Annotated in this window: 17 protein-coding genes and 1 pseudogene; 14 read left to right on the top strand and 4 right to left on the bottom strand. The window is 62.4% G+C overall.

Annotated elements, in window-relative coordinates:
• Positions 1–15: 15 nt before the first annotated feature.
• Together ACZK4Z_RS14235 and ACZK4Z_RS14230 are read left to right on the top strand one after the other, a co-directional pair.
• A complete protein-coding gene (locus ACZK4Z_RS14235; RefSeq protein ID WP_024956732.1) occupies positions 16–231 on the top strand; it encodes a hypothetical protein in 216 nt (71 codons plus the stop codon).
• Between the two features lie 68 nt (positions 232–299).
• Positions 300–1,325, top strand: a complete 1,026-nt coding sequence (locus tag ACZK4Z_RS14230; protein ID WP_006375900.1) for an ArdC family protein — start codon at positions 300–302, stop codon at positions 1,323–1,325.
• A gap of 77 nt (positions 1,326–1,402) precedes the next feature.
• Here ACZK4Z_RS14230 and ACZK4Z_RS14225 read toward each other — a convergent pair whose 3' ends face one another.
• Both ACZK4Z_RS14225 and ACZK4Z_RS14220 read right to left on the bottom strand, forming a co-directional pair.
• Positions 1,403–2,122: a hypothetical protein gene (locus ACZK4Z_RS14225; RefSeq protein ID WP_024956731.1), complete on the bottom strand. Its 720-nt coding sequence runs from the start codon at positions 2,120–2,122 to the stop codon at positions 1,403–1,405.
• 419 nt (positions 2,123–2,541) lie between these two features.
• Positions 2,542–2,820 carry a hypothetical protein gene (locus ACZK4Z_RS14220; protein WP_006375898.1) on the bottom strand — a complete coding sequence of 93 codons (279 nt, stop codon included), beginning with the start codon at positions 2,818–2,820 and terminating at the stop codon, positions 2,542–2,544.
• Between the two features lie 542 nt (positions 2,821–3,362).
• Here ACZK4Z_RS14220 and ACZK4Z_RS14215 point away from each other — a divergent pair.
• Positions 3,363–3,596 (top strand): hypothetical protein, encoded by a 234-nt coding sequence (locus tag ACZK4Z_RS14215; RefSeq protein WP_478409982.1) that lies wholly within the window; start codon positions 3,363–3,365, stop codon positions 3,594–3,596.
• A 379-nt stretch (positions 3,597–3,975) separates the two neighbouring features.
• Entirely contained in the window at positions 3,976–4,314 is a 339-nt protein-coding gene (locus tag ACZK4Z_RS14210; protein ID WP_032971199.1) for a hypothetical protein, read from the top strand.
• On the opposite strand, the gene ACZK4Z_RS14205 is transcribed toward ACZK4Z_RS14210, so the two are convergent.
• Positions 4,281–4,562, bottom strand: coding sequence for a hypothetical protein (locus tag ACZK4Z_RS14205; protein ID WP_061478953.1), 282 nt, complete (start codon positions 4,560–4,562; stop codon positions 4,281–4,283). The genes ACZK4Z_RS14210 and ACZK4Z_RS14205 overlap by 34 nt on opposite strands.
• Positions 4,563–4,909: 347 nt before the next feature.
• On the opposite strand from ACZK4Z_RS14205, the gene ACZK4Z_RS14200 reads away from it, so the two are divergent.
• Positions 4,910–5,266, top strand: a complete 357-nt coding sequence (locus ACZK4Z_RS14200) for a hypothetical protein (RefSeq protein ID WP_006375896.1) — start codon at positions 4,910–4,912, stop codon at positions 5,264–5,266.
• A 210-nt stretch (positions 5,267–5,476) separates the two neighbouring features.
• On the opposite strand, the gene ACZK4Z_RS14195 is transcribed toward ACZK4Z_RS14200, so the two are convergent.
• The gene (locus ACZK4Z_RS14195) at positions 5,477–6,451 is read right to left on the bottom strand and encodes a hypothetical protein (protein WP_006375894.1); all 975 of its coding nucleotides are present in this window, start codon (positions 6,449–6,451) and stop codon (positions 5,477–5,479) included.
• Positions 6,452–6,535: 84 nt separating this feature from the next.
• Here ACZK4Z_RS14195 and ACZK4Z_RS14190 point away from each other — a divergent pair.
• The 9 genes and pseudogenes from ACZK4Z_RS14190 to ACZK4Z_RS14150 all read left to right on the top strand — a co-directional run.
• Positions 6,536–6,757, top strand: a pseudogene (locus ACZK4Z_RS14190) (transposase); the annotation flags it as partial.
• Between the two features lie 228 nt (positions 6,758–6,985).
• Positions 6,986–7,417, top strand: coding sequence for a hypothetical protein (locus ACZK4Z_RS14185; protein ID WP_125892011.1), 432 nt, complete (start codon positions 6,986–6,988; stop codon positions 7,415–7,417).
• 66 nt (positions 7,418–7,483) lie between these two features.
• Positions 7,484–8,686 (top strand): ankyrin repeat domain-containing protein, encoded by a 1,203-nt coding sequence (locus ACZK4Z_RS14180; RefSeq protein WP_075677511.1) that lies wholly within the window; start codon positions 7,484–7,486, stop codon positions 8,684–8,686.
• 216 nt (positions 8,687–8,902) lie between these two features.
• Positions 8,903–9,382, top strand: a complete 480-nt coding sequence (locus tag ACZK4Z_RS14175; RefSeq protein WP_061478952.1) for a JAB domain-containing protein — start codon at positions 8,903–8,905, stop codon at positions 9,380–9,382.
• Between the two features lie 259 nt (positions 9,383–9,641).
• Positions 9,642–9,938 (top strand): hypothetical protein, encoded by a 297-nt coding sequence (locus ACZK4Z_RS14170; RefSeq protein ID WP_049403041.1) that lies wholly within the window; start codon positions 9,642–9,644, stop codon positions 9,936–9,938.
• A complete protein-coding gene (locus ACZK4Z_RS14165; RefSeq protein WP_125892007.1) occupies positions 9,931–10,386 on the top strand; it encodes a hypothetical protein in 456 nt (151 codons plus the stop codon). The genes ACZK4Z_RS14170 and ACZK4Z_RS14165 overlap by 8 nt, the downstream gene beginning before the upstream one ends.
• 113 nt (positions 10,387–10,499) lie before the next feature.
• A complete protein-coding gene (locus ACZK4Z_RS14160; protein WP_061478951.1) occupies positions 10,500–11,000 on the top strand; it encodes a Csu type fimbrial protein in 501 nt (166 codons plus the stop codon).
• Between the two features lie 130 nt (positions 11,001–11,130).
• Complete coding sequence (locus ACZK4Z_RS14155) at positions 11,131–11,790, top strand: fimbrial biogenesis chaperone (protein WP_061478950.1); 660 nt, start codon at positions 11,131–11,133, stop codon at positions 11,788–11,790.
• A 3-nt stretch (positions 11,791–11,793) separates the two neighbouring features.
• Positions 11,794–13,989, top strand: coding sequence for a fimbria/pilus outer membrane usher protein (locus ACZK4Z_RS14150; protein ID WP_061478949.1), 2,196 nt, complete (start codon positions 11,794–11,796; stop codon positions 13,987–13,989).
• Positions 13,990–13,991: the final 2 nt, after the last annotated feature.

Here is a 13,991-nt window from a genome sequence, read left to right as displayed (position 1 = left end):
TCGCATGCTGAAACCATGACCCCTTCCGATGCCTTTGTAGACGACAGCATGGACCGCCAGGACTCCCTGGCGGCGTCCCCCCGTTTCACCGTGCAACGAACCCCCGAGGGCATCCGCGTGCAGCTCCAGGAGGGCGACGGGGGCCCCGGCACCGCTTTGACCATCGAACGGGCCTTGGCTTTGCTGGAGAACCTGTTGGAGCAGGGACGCGCCGTCACCATTCACGATTGAAGTTTCCAGCCTAACCCCCTTGGCGTTGCCGACAGGCGCCTTTCCTTGCCTTCCAGGAGAGCCTGCCCGTGTCCGATGCCACCCCCAACGAAAGCTTCCTTCAGCGCCATTCCCGCGACGTCGTCGAGCGCTTGATCCGCCAGATGGAGGAGGGCACCGGTCCCTTTCTCAAACCCTGGGACGCCCGCGTGGACCTCGGGTTGCCCATGAACCCCACGACTGGCAAGAGCTACCGGGGCGGAAACCTGCTCCACCTGTGGGCCCTTCAGAGCGCCTGGGACACCCAGGACAACCGGTGGATGACTTACAAGCAAGCCGCGGCCGTGGGCGCTCAGGTGCGCAAGGGCGAGAAGGCCAGCGTGATTGAGTATTGGGATTGGTCGCGGGTGGAGGAGGCCAAGAAGAGCGGGGACCCCGACCTCATCGCCAAGGCCCACCCCAAGGTCTTCTTCCCACGCGTGTTCAACGCGATGCAGATCGATGGGTTGCCGGCACTGGTCCTGCCAGCCGCGCGCCCAGAGCCCGACATTCACCAGGCCTGCGAAGCGGTGCTGAGAGACAGCGGAGCCGAGATCCACCACGACGGGGGCAACCAAGCGTTCTACCGTCCGATGACCGACAGCATCCACTTGCCCCAGCGCAACACCTTTCACTCGGCCAGCGGCTACTACGCCACCGCGTTGCACGAACTGGGCCACTGGACCGGCTTTCCCACCCGCCTCAACCGCGATCAGAAAGGGGCTTTTGGGAGCATCGACTACGCCAAGGAAGAACTGGTCGCGGAGGTGTCATCCATGCTGATGGGCGAACGCCTGGGCATTGGCCACGATCCCACCCAGCACGCGGCTTACGTGAAGTCGTGGATCCAAATCCTCCGGGACGATCCCCGGGAGCTCTTCCGAGCCGCGGCGGCGGCCGAGCGGGTGGTGGAGTTCCTGAAGGTGCCCGAGTTGGTTCGAGAGCCGCTCCAGAAGGTTGAGCAGCAGCGGCAGTCCGTGGCGGCCAATCTGCATGAGATCGAAAAACATGCCGCCAACGACCGGTCTCGATCGCGCTTCAAGGCAAGAGGGGCGCGCCTGAACTTGGCAGTTTGATTCGTGAACAAGCGACTGAACGCGCACCCGCCTGTCGGGAGGCAGCAGGGTGCGCGACAGTGGCTGACAAATTCTGGTTATTTATTCTTCGACAGCACGTCCATGCGCAGGAGCATCTGCTTGAGAACGTCGATGACGGAAACCTCGTCAGCATCCTTGGCCGGAGCCAGGGCAAGTGCCCAGTTGCGGACCGATGGGCTCAAGTCCTCTCCCAGTTCCACCACCAAGTCCTGAAGGTCGTCTAACGGCAGATAGGCCGTCGCAGCCAAGATATCATCGAGCTTTCCCGACAGGTCTTCTTCGTGTGCCTTCCGAAGTTCTCTCGCGGTGGCTCCGCGCTTTCTAAGCTCGGCGGCGTGCTCCACCTTGATCTCTTCAATCTTTGCTTTCGCTGATTTGCTCTTCTTGCGAACGGCGCCGCGAACAATGTCACGCACCAGCTTGGCGTCGTGCGTGTCTGTAAGGCTGGCAATGAGTGTGTCACTTTTAACGCGTGCCGGTCGGTAGACGCGGACCTTGCTGACCTCATCCCCCAGCACTCGCTGCGTCCACTTTTCCATCGTCTCCTTTGCCTTCTTTTGACCGGTTAGAGGCGACGGAACGTTCTTGAGGCGTGGTTTACCTTCGAAGTCCACCAGCAGGCCATAAGTCTTGAGGATGCGGTGGCTGTAGGTTGTGTCGGACATCCAATTTCCCCCTGTGAGTGATCCTGCAATTTTGCCAGTTCCGTAGACGGTTTGGCAGGTTGAGGGAGAGCGTTCCCACATCATCACAGGTTGAATGTCGATCAGGAACATTGCACGACAGGAGAGCTTGCCGGTTTCAGATTCCTTGCCAGACGCGGAGGGGCGAGAGAGAAAGGGGAAGAAATGGCCAGTCTGATCTACGTGCAGTAACAGAAATTCCGATCCGTGTGCTATCGAGCATGCGCGAACCCATCGTGCATCCCAACGTGTAGGCGCGGACTGCACCGCACTCCGCCGGCTGCTAGCCCTGCATGAACGGCCTCAGTGCGCTCGGGTTTGAGCGTCACGCCGCACTCTGGCTGCGCCAGCGGGGCATTGAGGTCAACGTGGCCTTTTGGTCCAAGGGCTTGAGCCACAAGTTGGTAAGAGCGGCCACCAAGGTTGCTAGCTTGGATGGCCACTTGCAGACATTGACGAAGCCTGCGCGACGTAGAGGGAAACCGCTTGTGGCAGTGGGCCAGGCAGAGCGGTTACTTCTTGGATGCCATGCGCTGGTAGAGCTTGTAGACGCCGAACATCGCCGCACCACCCGCAATTGGTGCAGCCGCGACCACCCCCAGTCCAGCAAGCATGCCACCGCCCACAACGCTCCCGACGGTTGCCAAGCCGGAGGTCACGGCGGCTGCACCGGCGGTCCCGGCCGCTGCACCACTGGTTACGCCGAGGATCGCAGAAGTTGCGCCAGCGACGGCTCCGCCGCCGGTCGAAATCGCGGCACCTGCGGCCGATGAACTCTTCTTCCTTGCCATACATTTCCCTGTTGGTTTTGAGTTGTGGGCAGAATCATCGCCTGAGCATCAATCTCTGTCCATATGCTTCATTTTGTCGCTTTTCCGTCAATTTAATGACGCGGACTGCAGTCTGTGTAACCGCGCTCCGAAGCCCCCCCCCCTTGCGCATTCCCAGAATCGATCTATGCATAGGTGAACCTACTCACGAAATGGAGGTGCACCTTGAAACCCATCGTTCTGGCCCTTGCATTGGCGTTGTCTGCTCCGGCCGCCTTTGCCGCCGATTCCACCTCCGCTCGCCGTTACGGTTCGTCCGAGGCCCTATCCGTCCAGGACGCCCGACTGGGCGAGGTCCTGATGGTTCGCACGGTTCAACTGACGTCCGACCAGCGTCTGAACGCCGGCTCCGCCATCGGGTCGGCCGTTGGTTATGGGGCTGCTAACCAGGTCAAGAACCGGGAATACCGCAATGCAGCCCGGGTGACCGGTGGCGTCATCGGTGCGGCTGCCGGAACCGCGGTTCAAGGGGCCTCAGCGGCCGGCGTGCGGTGGAGATCTACGTGCGCGATCTGTCCGATCGCCGCCAGCGCGTCCTCGCGGTGGTCCAAGACGCCGATGTGGATGTGCGCGAAGGTGATCGGGTCTTCTTGGTGGGGAAGGGTAAGAAGACCCGGGTGGTGCCGCTTGATGCTTCGCCGGTGCGCATTGGCGATTATTCGTGCGGAAGCCCTTGTGCCATTGGCATCAATGCCCGGTCGGACAACAACAGCGCTCGCGTGCGCGTGGGGCCGTAAGGATGCACAAAAGCGAACGCGTTGGTGGAGGCGTGTATTGCGAAGGCACGGCTTGCGGGCTTCTGGTTGAGCTCATGAAGCGGCCATCCGTTGCCCACCGCCGCTCCGAAGTCGCCCGGATGGTCCGAGAGGGACACGGCCGCGCCGCCATCGCCCAAGCCCTGGGCGTTCCATCGCCCGTGGTGAGCGCCGATCTGGCCCACCTGGGGTTGCGTCAAAAGCCCCGGCGCCCACTGGCTGACCAACACGCTCTGGTGGTGCGCCTCCTGGAGCAGGGGAACAACGGCCCTGCAATTGCCAAGCGCCTGGGCGTGACCCGACAGGCAGTCCACGCTTACCTGCAGGCCCATGGCCTGCTCCCAACCCAGAGGAGGATCCCATGACCGTTATTCTGGTGGTCGTGCTGTTTGAGCTCGCCATGTTTGCGATCACCTTCGGAATCGCGTGGCTGTGCGCGTCCAAAGCCCGCAGCGCACGCAGGGGCTGGGAGGCGTTCCAAGCCGGCCAAGAGGACGCCCCATCCGTGGTTGCGTTGATGTGGCATTTGGCCGTGTTCTACGCGTGCTTGGCACTGCTGGCTTACCAGCTACAGCACGTGGTGAGCCAAGTCTGGTTGGATCCTTCCAACCTATACCTGTCATCCACGCTGGCTCTTGTCGTTTATTCGATCGCATGCGGGCTGCTTCACGGCAGCGGGCTGGCGCGGAGGCGGGCATGAGAACGAGTCACGGTCGGTTGCGCCCAGACCCCGTCGACGCCCGCCCACGCCAGGATGGGCTGTTCCAAGGCGAAGACACAGGCGAAGAGATTCACGAAGAGCGTGACCCGTTGCTTCAAGCGCTTTACACCGAATCGCTCCATGCCCGCGGGGACGTGGACGCTGTCGATCGCTTGCTGGATGCCCACCGAGAGGCGCTTGGGGAGCCCGAGCAAGTCGCCTATGCCCGTCAGCAAGACGAACGCCATGATCGGACGTTGCCATTGCCGAGCGGTGGCCTGCCGTTGAGGCCGTCCACGGAGCGCTACCTAGAGGAGCATCGGTCATGGAACCCGCCGACCGCCAAAGAGGCCGCCATCGCACGTTCCAGGGGTCCCACCATGGTGCTCGAAGGGAAGGCATGGCGCGCTGAAGACGACGTTGCCGAGGTTACGGTGGAGGCTCCCAAGGACGACCCGTGGCAGCGGATGCGTTGAGTTCGTGTCTCAGCTGGAGAGACAGTTGGGCACCATCATTGCTGCTAGGAACACGGTGTTCCCTTCGGCTATCCTGCCCAGGGTATCCATCACTGGTATTGCTAACAACAGGGGGCGTTATGGCAAGCGTGACAGTAAGGACGCGGGATGAGCTGGAAGCGGCCAAGAATGCAAAGGCGCAGCAGATTGTGGTTGTGGGCAAGTTGGCAGACGACCTGAAGAAGACGCGCAAGTTCGCCAAGCTTGGTGCCGTCGGTGTTGCAGCAATCGTTGCTGCAGTTGGGCTCGCTCCAGTAACGGCTGGGCTCAGCACGCTCAGCCTGGGGGCGGTCGCGACAGTCACTGGAGTCGAGATCATCGGCATCATCACCGCCGCAAGCCTTGGTCTCTCTTTGATCCTCGCAATCTACAAAGGCTACGATGTGGAATACGAGGCTGGCGGAAAGGTCATTTTCAAGCGCAAGGAAGGAAAGTGATGCCCGGCTTCGTTCCAGGGGCGCCTTACCTTTTTGTTTGCGAGAAGTGCAGTCATCACTTTCAGCGGAAGATCAACTTGGGGCTCTTCTGTCCGGCATGCAAGTCGCTGTCCGTGAAGCCTCGTTTGGTCTGTAAGTAGTGCTCGTTGGCCGCCAGAAAGTTGGCGGCCACTTCCAATGACCGGTCGAATCGGGTTTAACATCGCGGTCTCAGGTGCCCCGTAACCCTTTTGCTTCAAAGCGCTCCAGTATCGCCGTCACGGCTTCTGCGGCACGGTCCGGTGACGCATCTATGCGTTCCAAGCCCGTCATGGCGACGGGCAACGGCGCATTCGGATCGGTCGTGGCCACCACGGCCAGGACTCTTCCTCGGATGGTGTCTTCCACCGTGGTCCATTCGTCGGCGAGACGCTGGGGTTTATCGGTGAGAAGGACCACCATGACGGGGCCGGGTGTCAGCAGGCGGTTGGAGCGTCCCCGAAGTGCTGCGCTGTTGTGGACATGGATGGCCCGGCGGTGCCCATCTTCGGTCAGTTGGACCAGGACGCTGTGGCAGCTCGGCGCGCCCATCTCGTTGCAAACGATGTGGATGCGACCCTTGGCCCATTCCTGAAAGCCCACTGAGGAGGGCGCCAACTCATCGCTGGTAAAACAAGCCTCCACGAACCGTCGGCCTGCGAGGCTCAGTCCTTTCTCTTCGATCAGGCCCCAGCGTTCAAAGGTCTGGCGATTGATGCTGCTTTTCGACTGCAGTCCAAGGAATTCTTTTGGGTCCAGGTTACCCCCGCCGGTGCCAGGAAACACGTGGTGACGCTCGGTGATTAAAGCGCGTCGCAGAAGATCGACCTGGCCAAACGACAGGTCGCTCAGCGCCTTAATGAAGTGGCGCTTGAGATGGCCTGCGGTTTTGCCGGTAGCGATTGAACAGGCAAGGCGGCCATAGACGGTGGCCTTCTCGGCCTCGATGTCCATCTCCAATGCCCGCAGCATGGCCAGAAAATCTTCCGAGGTCATGGCCTCCGCGTTCTCGGGGAACACCTGACCCTCAAGCGCGGCACGGGTGAACTCCCGGTAGCGCTCCTCAGTGCGCTTGGCAAGCCAGGCGGCGATGAATTTTGGGCCCTTCGAAAGAAGGGCGAACGGACCGGAGATTTCCTCCAGGGGGGCAAGGTCAGGGTAGTCCATCGGGGTCTCGTGACGGTTTGCGGGTCCAGGTAGCTCATCCTCAAGCCTTCAAGCCCGTTCTTCAATCCTCCGGTTGAATTCCCCATTGGCAACGCGCGTGAGCTCGAACAGGTTGAGCGCTGGGAGCGCTGCAAGGCTAGTCTGCGCGCGAAGGTCGAGCATCCGTTCCGGGTGATCAAGCGGCAGTTCGGCTACACCAAGGTGCGCTATCTCGGCTTGATCAAGAACACGGCACAGGTGCTCACCCTGTTCGCGCTGTCCAACCTGTGGATGGTGCGCCGGAAGCTGTTGGCGGCACAGGGGTAACTCCGTCTTGAGGTGCCCGCAAGGGCACTTCGAGAGCGGAAAACATGGCAGTCCGCCGCGTCTGAAGGCCCAGGATGACTCCGGCGCTGAAAACCCACGACTCAGTGTGAATTGATCAGACCATCCCTATTTCTACTTTTGGCCGCTGCTAAAAATGGGGGGATTACCCGACGAGCTCCGCCAGGCCGCTTTTGACGAGCATTGGGACGACGAGACAAATTAAGATGAGTGGAAGGAGGACGCCCGCATCGACAGCGGCAAGACTACGAGGCCTTCCTGACGGCCGCGACCGAGTATCCGCTCCACTTCGCTGTTGCATGCGGCGATGCAGAATGGGCCGGTGACCTGCTCAAGGCTGGACGCACGCCTCAGGATCCCGATTTAGAAGGAACAACGCCCACGGATCTTCTGGGGCGGCCAGGTAATGATCAATCCGATCAGGTCATTCGTGCCCACAACCGATCCAAGCTTTTTGACGAGCTCCTTCCCGCTGCCAATGCTTGGAAGCCACCGGAAGGCGGATTTGGGGCCGACGCCAAACGTCAAGTCGGTGCGGCCATGAAAGCCCAGGGTGAGGAAAGGGAAGCCAGAAGCCTCGAATCCGACAACGGTTTTGACATGGAAAAAGAAAGGCGGCAAGAGCCGTCTTCTTCTATTTAATTCCCTTGCGAGGTTCTGATTTTCTGCTAATGGTGGGAGGTCAAAATACTATTGTGGAGGTGTGGGTTGAATATTTCGAATCTCAAAGACGTTCTTCTGAAGCAAATCGGGCTTACCAAAATCCCCGCTGATGTGAACGCAAGGGATGAAGATTGGCTGGATCAAACGCCACTTCATGATGCGCATCACCCGCGCGAAGTTCGGAGGCTGTTGGATGCTGGGGCTGACATCGAAGCGAGGGATGGCCTTGGAAATACGCCGCTTCATTCTGTGACAAGCGAGGGAGCCGTGATTGAACTGATCAAGGCCGGGGCAGACATCAATGCGCAGAATAACCAAGGGGAAACACCGCTTTTTAACGCGAGAGGGCAAGGGGATGCCAGGGCGTTGATTGCGGCCGGGGCAGACATTCATGCGCGCGATAACCGAGGGAAAACGCCCCTTTTCGGAGCGAGCGAAGGGGCTTTAAGGGAGCTCGTGAAGGCTGGCGCTGACATCAACGCTCGCGACACCCAAGGGAACACCCCGTTGTTTGGCGCACACAACGACAGTCTCAAAGCGTTGCTGAAGGCGGGAGCGGATGTCAGCGCGAGGAATAATGAAGGGCAAACCCCTCTCTTCCGAGCAACCGGGCAGACGGAGGCCCGCGCCTTGATTGCGGCCGGGGCAGACATCCTAGCCCGGGATAACCGAGGGCGAACCCCTCTCTTCGAGGCGAACACGGGCGCGCTTAAGGAACTTCTGAAAGCAGGCCTTGATCCCGCGGCGAGCGATGACCAGGGGAATCAACCGCTGCATATAGCCAGGGACCCCGAGGCGGTGGCCTTGCTCACCCGTGCAGGCGCAGACGTCATTGCACGGCGAATGGACGGCCAGGCGCCGATCCACCGTGCGATTTTTCCAGAGACGATTGAAGCGCTCGCCAAGGCAGGGGCGGATATGAACGCCCAAGACAACAACGGGAATACCTCTCTTCATGCGGGCCGCGATGCCACTGTCTGGAGTGCGCTGATTGAGGCGGGCGCAGATCCCCACATCCAAAACCAAAAGGGCGAAGCGCCGATCAACAGCGGCAAGCCATTTTTCAACGACTTGCGGGCTCAAGAGAGGGCCAAGCTCCTGGTCAGCCTGCTCCCGCCCGCCAACGCTTGGAAGCCACCGGAAGGCGGGTTTGGGGCCGATGCCAAACGCCAGGTTGGTGCGGCCATGAAGGCCCACGGGCAGGACAGCCAAACCCAGGAAGCCCCTCGCTTGCGAGCGCGCTTCTAAGCCCAAGGGAAAGGCGGCGAAAGCCGCCTTTTTCTTTTCTAGATCCCGTTGCGCAAACCAAACCTTTTGTTATGGGTAGTGCAACCCATTCATGAAAGGAGGCCTCATGCGCGTCTTGGTTCTTTCTCTGGCCCTTGTCGGCCTGCTCCCACTGACCGCCTCCGCCGCAGACACCACGCCCGCCCGTCGCTAATCCCGCGCCGGTGGAGAAAGCAAGTGAAGCGAGCCAACGACATTCGGGCCCAATACCAGCTGGCCATGGACGATGAGGGCATCCTCTTGGCCGCCTCGCACATCTTGGAGCGTCGCCTGCAGCGCCACGAGGCCATCACCGACCCCTCCAGTGCCAGCAACTACCTCACTGCCCGCTGCGCGCACCTGGATCACGAAGTGTTTGGCACGGTGTTCCTGGACGCCCGCCACCGCATCCTTGCCACCGAGCACCTCTTTCAAGGCACCATCGATGGGTGCGAAGTCCATCCCCGCATCGTCGCCAAGAAGGCGTTGGACCACAACGCCGCCGCGGTCATCTTCTTTCACAACCACCCCAGCGGAAACCCCGAGCCCAGCGCTGCCGACCGCGCCATCACCGACCGCCTCAAGCAGGCCCTTGCCCTTTTCGACATTCGAGTGCTGGATCACCTTGTGATCGCGGGCACCTCGCACGTGTCGATGGCTTCACGAGGGTGGGTGTGACCACCCCCTTTAAAGCAAAGACCTGCGGCGGAAGCCGCCGGCGGCCGCTGCGCGCCGGCATCTGAAAAAGCATCCGCATGGATGGAAAGCACCAACGCCTTCGGCGCGATAAGTGATGTTAGGAAAAACTGCGGCCTTAGCGCCGCATTTTTTGCTTTTAGTCAAGATTTTGTCCACTAAGGCCGTGGACAAATTTCCAGGGCGATCTACCTTGAATTAAGGGGTAGGCAATGCCGCCGACCAAGCCAAGAGGTGTCACATGAGCGCAACCGTCACAACCAACGAAACCAAGATGATCGCGTTGGGATTGAATCCCGGCTTGATTGAAAATTATGCAGCGGTCTCCTTGGAGCCCGTCAGCTTTGAAGAGGACGACAGCCTGGGCTGGGCGACCACTTGGACCGCGGTTCATGCCGTCGAGCTCCACAACGGCGGGAAGGTCAACACTTACGGACGATCCTTCCACGTCCCCCAAGCCAAGCCCGGTTACAAACACCTGCTCAAGTGCTGGCGAGAAGAGCAGGGGCGGCGCGCAGAACTGGCTAATGATGGGTGACGTGACTCCTCCGATGAACGGTTATTGGGGAGACGGAGAGCTCGGAAAGAGTGAGAGGGCATCCGTGCTTCACGGCATCCATTTCGTCAGTCCCTCGGTGGGTGGCCCGCTCTTCAATACGGTGTGGCTTCCCACGCTTGCCGACTTGCGGGCGCTGCTCACTGACGCCGACCTTTGCAAAGCAGCCGAAACCGAGGTGAGGGCGTTCATTGACACGTTCGTGGACCCGTTGCCCCCTGAGCTCGACGAGGTCATTCACCAGCCATCGATAAAACAGATTTCCAGCTTGCCGGATGATTGCGGGATCGGCGTGGGCGTTTTTGTGACTGACGCGTTTGCGTTCGTCCTTCAGCGGATGATTCAGGAGGCAATGGCTCAGCACCGTGCGCGTGAGCTGGATGGGTTATGGAGACAGTCAGCGGCCGGTGGCAAACGAGCCAGGCTCTGACCGCTGGCTCAATGCCCACCCTTGCGCGTTTTCAGATTCGAGGTATCGGTAAGGGGATGGCCCATTCTGGGGCTACTCATCCCCACTCAATCCCTCTCAAGGAGACGATACCCATGACACGCAAGACCTTCCTTCGCGCCCTTCTGCCCATCGCCCTGGCTTCGCTTGCAGTGCCCGCGTTCGCCGCCGACACCACCGCGGACCTGACGATTCAGGGCACCTTGACCAACACCTGCCAGCTGTCCGTGACCTCCATCGAAGGCATGGACTGGTCGGGCATCTCCGAAGCTGCCGCCCGCACCTCCGGGCTGAGCATCGTGTGCAACGCGGGCACGACTTACTCCATTTCGCCGGGCCAGGGGCAGAACTTCGGCCTGCTGTCCGGGTATGGGACCTATCGGGCTGTGACCAACGGCGCCGGGGCTTACATCCCCTACGGTTTCTTCAAGGACCCGCAGGGAAGCCAAGTATGGGGGGATGACACCGACGCGTTCACCGGCGTTGGCGACGGCACCGTCCAGAGCTACAACTACGCGGTGCGCTTCCTGGCCCTCAAGCAGGCCGTGGGCGGCAACTACACCGACACGGTCACCGTCACCGCCACTTACAACTGATCCCCATCGGTTGTCCCGACGCCCCCGGCTTGCCCCGGGGGCTTTTTGTTGCCGAAAAGATGAGTAGGTATGGGTTGACGGAATGGTATTCCGATCTAGTTTGAATGGAGACGCCCCTAAAGGAGACCCCATGACCCATTCCCAACGTTTTTTGGCCGTGGCCGCCGCGTCCTTGCTGTCCTTTTCGGCGTCCGCCGGTTCCATCTCCGTCGGCCCCACCACCCTGATGGCCGATACCTCGGCCAAGCACGTCGCCGTGACCCTGCACAACAGCGGCGACGCGTCGGTGCGTTACCAGGTGAAAGCCGTGGGGTGGGATCAGGCCACAGGGCAGAACGTGTTTTCACCCACCACGGATATCGTGGGGGCGCCCACCTTCGTGGACGTCCCGCCCCAATCCAAGCGCACCGCCCGGTTGATGAGGGTGGGCGCGCTGGGCGAGCGGCGCTACTACCGCGTCCTGCTAATGCAGCTCAGGGCTCCCAACGTCCAAGGCGTCCAGTTGCTGGTCAACCAGGACTTGCCCGTGGCCTTTGAGGTCGCCAACGCGCCTGTCCCCCAGGTGACCGTCCAGGCGGTGCCCAAGGGCTACCGGCTGACCAACCACGGCCAGACCGCCGCCCGCGTGTCGTCCATCGGCCCGGCTGGTGGCAAGCCGTGGCGCGAGGGTGCGTTGGGTTGGACCCTGCCGGGGGCCTCAATGACCTACGAGGCCCAGCCCGGGCAGCGCGCTGAAAACCTTTCAATCACCGTCAACGGCCAGCCCGTCACCGTCCCTGTGGGGCGGTGATCCATGCGTGGCCACGCCTTGGCGTTGTTGTTGCTGGCTGCATCGTCGGCCAGCGCAGCGGTGCCCGAAGGCGTGGCACCCGCGTTCCTGGTGCCGGTGATCGGCGGCAAGGCCAAGGCGGATCCGCTCACGTTCTGGCAGCAAGGCGGTCAGTGGTTCGCCGAGCCGGCCACGTGGCGCGAGGTCGGACTCCAGCTTCCACCGGGTCAAACGGATCCGATGAGCGCCCAGGCGCTGGGCGTGGGCTTTGCCGTGGACGAGGCCAGCGCCACGGTCGCTCTGGACTTGCCGGCAGACCGGCTCAAAGCCCAGCGCGTGGCCCGTGTCCGCGCCGAGCGCGGCCCCATCGCGCCGCCCGCTCCCGGGGTGCTGGTGAACTACAGCGTGGCGGGCATGGTGTCCGAGCAACAGCAGGCGCTCTCCTTGGGGCACGAAGTCCGCAAGGCGGGCCGTTGGGGCGTTGTCAGCACCAGCGGGCAGGTCAACACCGACGCGTCGGGCACCGGCTACGTTCGCGGCGTGACGCGCTGGCAGAAAGACGATCCCAACCGCTTGGTGACTTACCAGGCCGGCGATGTGTTCGCTGGTCCGTCGTCCTCTCCGGTCAACCTGGCTGGGATGCGCGTGGCCAAGGACCCGCGGGCGTTGGACCCGTTGACGCCCACCTATCCCGTCCCGATGCTCGGTGGCGTGGCGCTCGATCCGGCCACGGTGGAAGTCCTGGCCAACCGCGCCCGTGTGCTGCAGGGCCAGGTGGGGAAGGGGCCGTTCACGGCCGATGGCAGCGCCTTGGGCACCGGTGCGCAGCAAACCCGAGTGGTGGTGCGAGACCCTTACGGCCGCGAAACCGTGGTGAGCGATCAGCGTTTCTACGTCGCCCCCACGTTGCTCCGCAAAGGGCTCACCACCTGGGAAGTCGCCGCCGGCCGTGTGCGCCAAGGGGAGAGCGATTATGGAGCGTTGGGCGCGACCGGGGCGGTGGCTTGGGGCCTCAATGACCGGTGGAGCCTGCGCGGCACCGCCCAAACCTCATCGAACGGTAAGGCCAACGTGGCGTTGGGGGCCACCACGGTGCTTGGCACCTACGGCACGCTGGATCTGGAAGTGGGCACGTCAACCCAAGGCGGCCAACGGCAGGCCATGGCTTACGACTACCGCGGCCCGGGGTTTGGCGTGCGCCTGGAGCACGAGCGCCAACAGGACTACTGGCGCCTGCGCGCCTCCAATGCGGTGGAGGTGGAGCAGCGCACCCGAGGCTCGGTCTTCTGGCGGCCCACGCCCCAGTGGTCCCTTCGGGCCAGCTATTCGGACGTGCGCACGCCACGCTTTCGCACCGCTTACGCCGACGCCGGGCTGACTTGGCGTGGCTACGGGCACACCGTGGCCGTCTCCGCGTTGCGCGATCTGGAGCGCAAGGAAACCCGGGTGGAGGTGGGCTACAGCTACGATTTCGGCCGGGGCAAGGGCGTGAGCGTTAGGGCCCGGCAAGCCCCCGATGCCACCGCTTGGGCCGTCCAAGGACGCGCCCGTCCCACGGTGTTGGGAACCCCTGTCGGCTTGTCTGCTTCGGTGGACGAGGGAGCGGCTGGCCAGACCGCCCGGGCCAACGCCAACTGGACCACCCGGGCAGGGTGGGCCCAGATCAACGCCGAGCACGGGCCCAGCGGCACCTGGGCTTCCGGTTCGATGGCCGGTGCCGTCCACCTGGACCGCCAGGGCGTGACGTTCCTAGGTCCGGCCGAATCCTTCGCCGTGGTGGACGTGCCCGGCCAAGCCGGGGTGCCGGTGAGGGTGGGCGGCAGATTGGTGGGGAAGACCAACGCCCAAGGCCGCCTGGTGGTGGGCGAGGTGACCCCGATGGTGCCCACGGAGGTCCGCGTAGACGATCGGGCGCTGCCACTGGGCACCCAATTGGCCGAGATCGAGCAAGCCGCCACCGCTGGCCGCCAAGCCGGCATGCACCTTACCTTCCCGGTCCTGACCGAGGCCGCGCGCACCTTCCGCCTCACTGGCTCGGCCATCGAAGCGGGCACGGTGGCCAAGACGGCGACCGAGACCACCCAGGTGGGCTATGACGGGGTGCTCTACCTGAAGCAGCCGCGCCCCGGCCAGACGGTGGAGGTGGAAGGGGTCTGCAAGGCCACGTTGCCCAGCAACTTGGGCAACGCGACGGTCGCTCTCGATCTGGATTGCAAGTAGAA

This window comes from Stenotrophomonas sp. 71799_Sma (genome assembly GCF_056482505.1).
The sequence above is the reverse complement of the archived record's forward strand: the minus strand, read 5'-3'. Positions and strand labels throughout refer to the sequence as shown.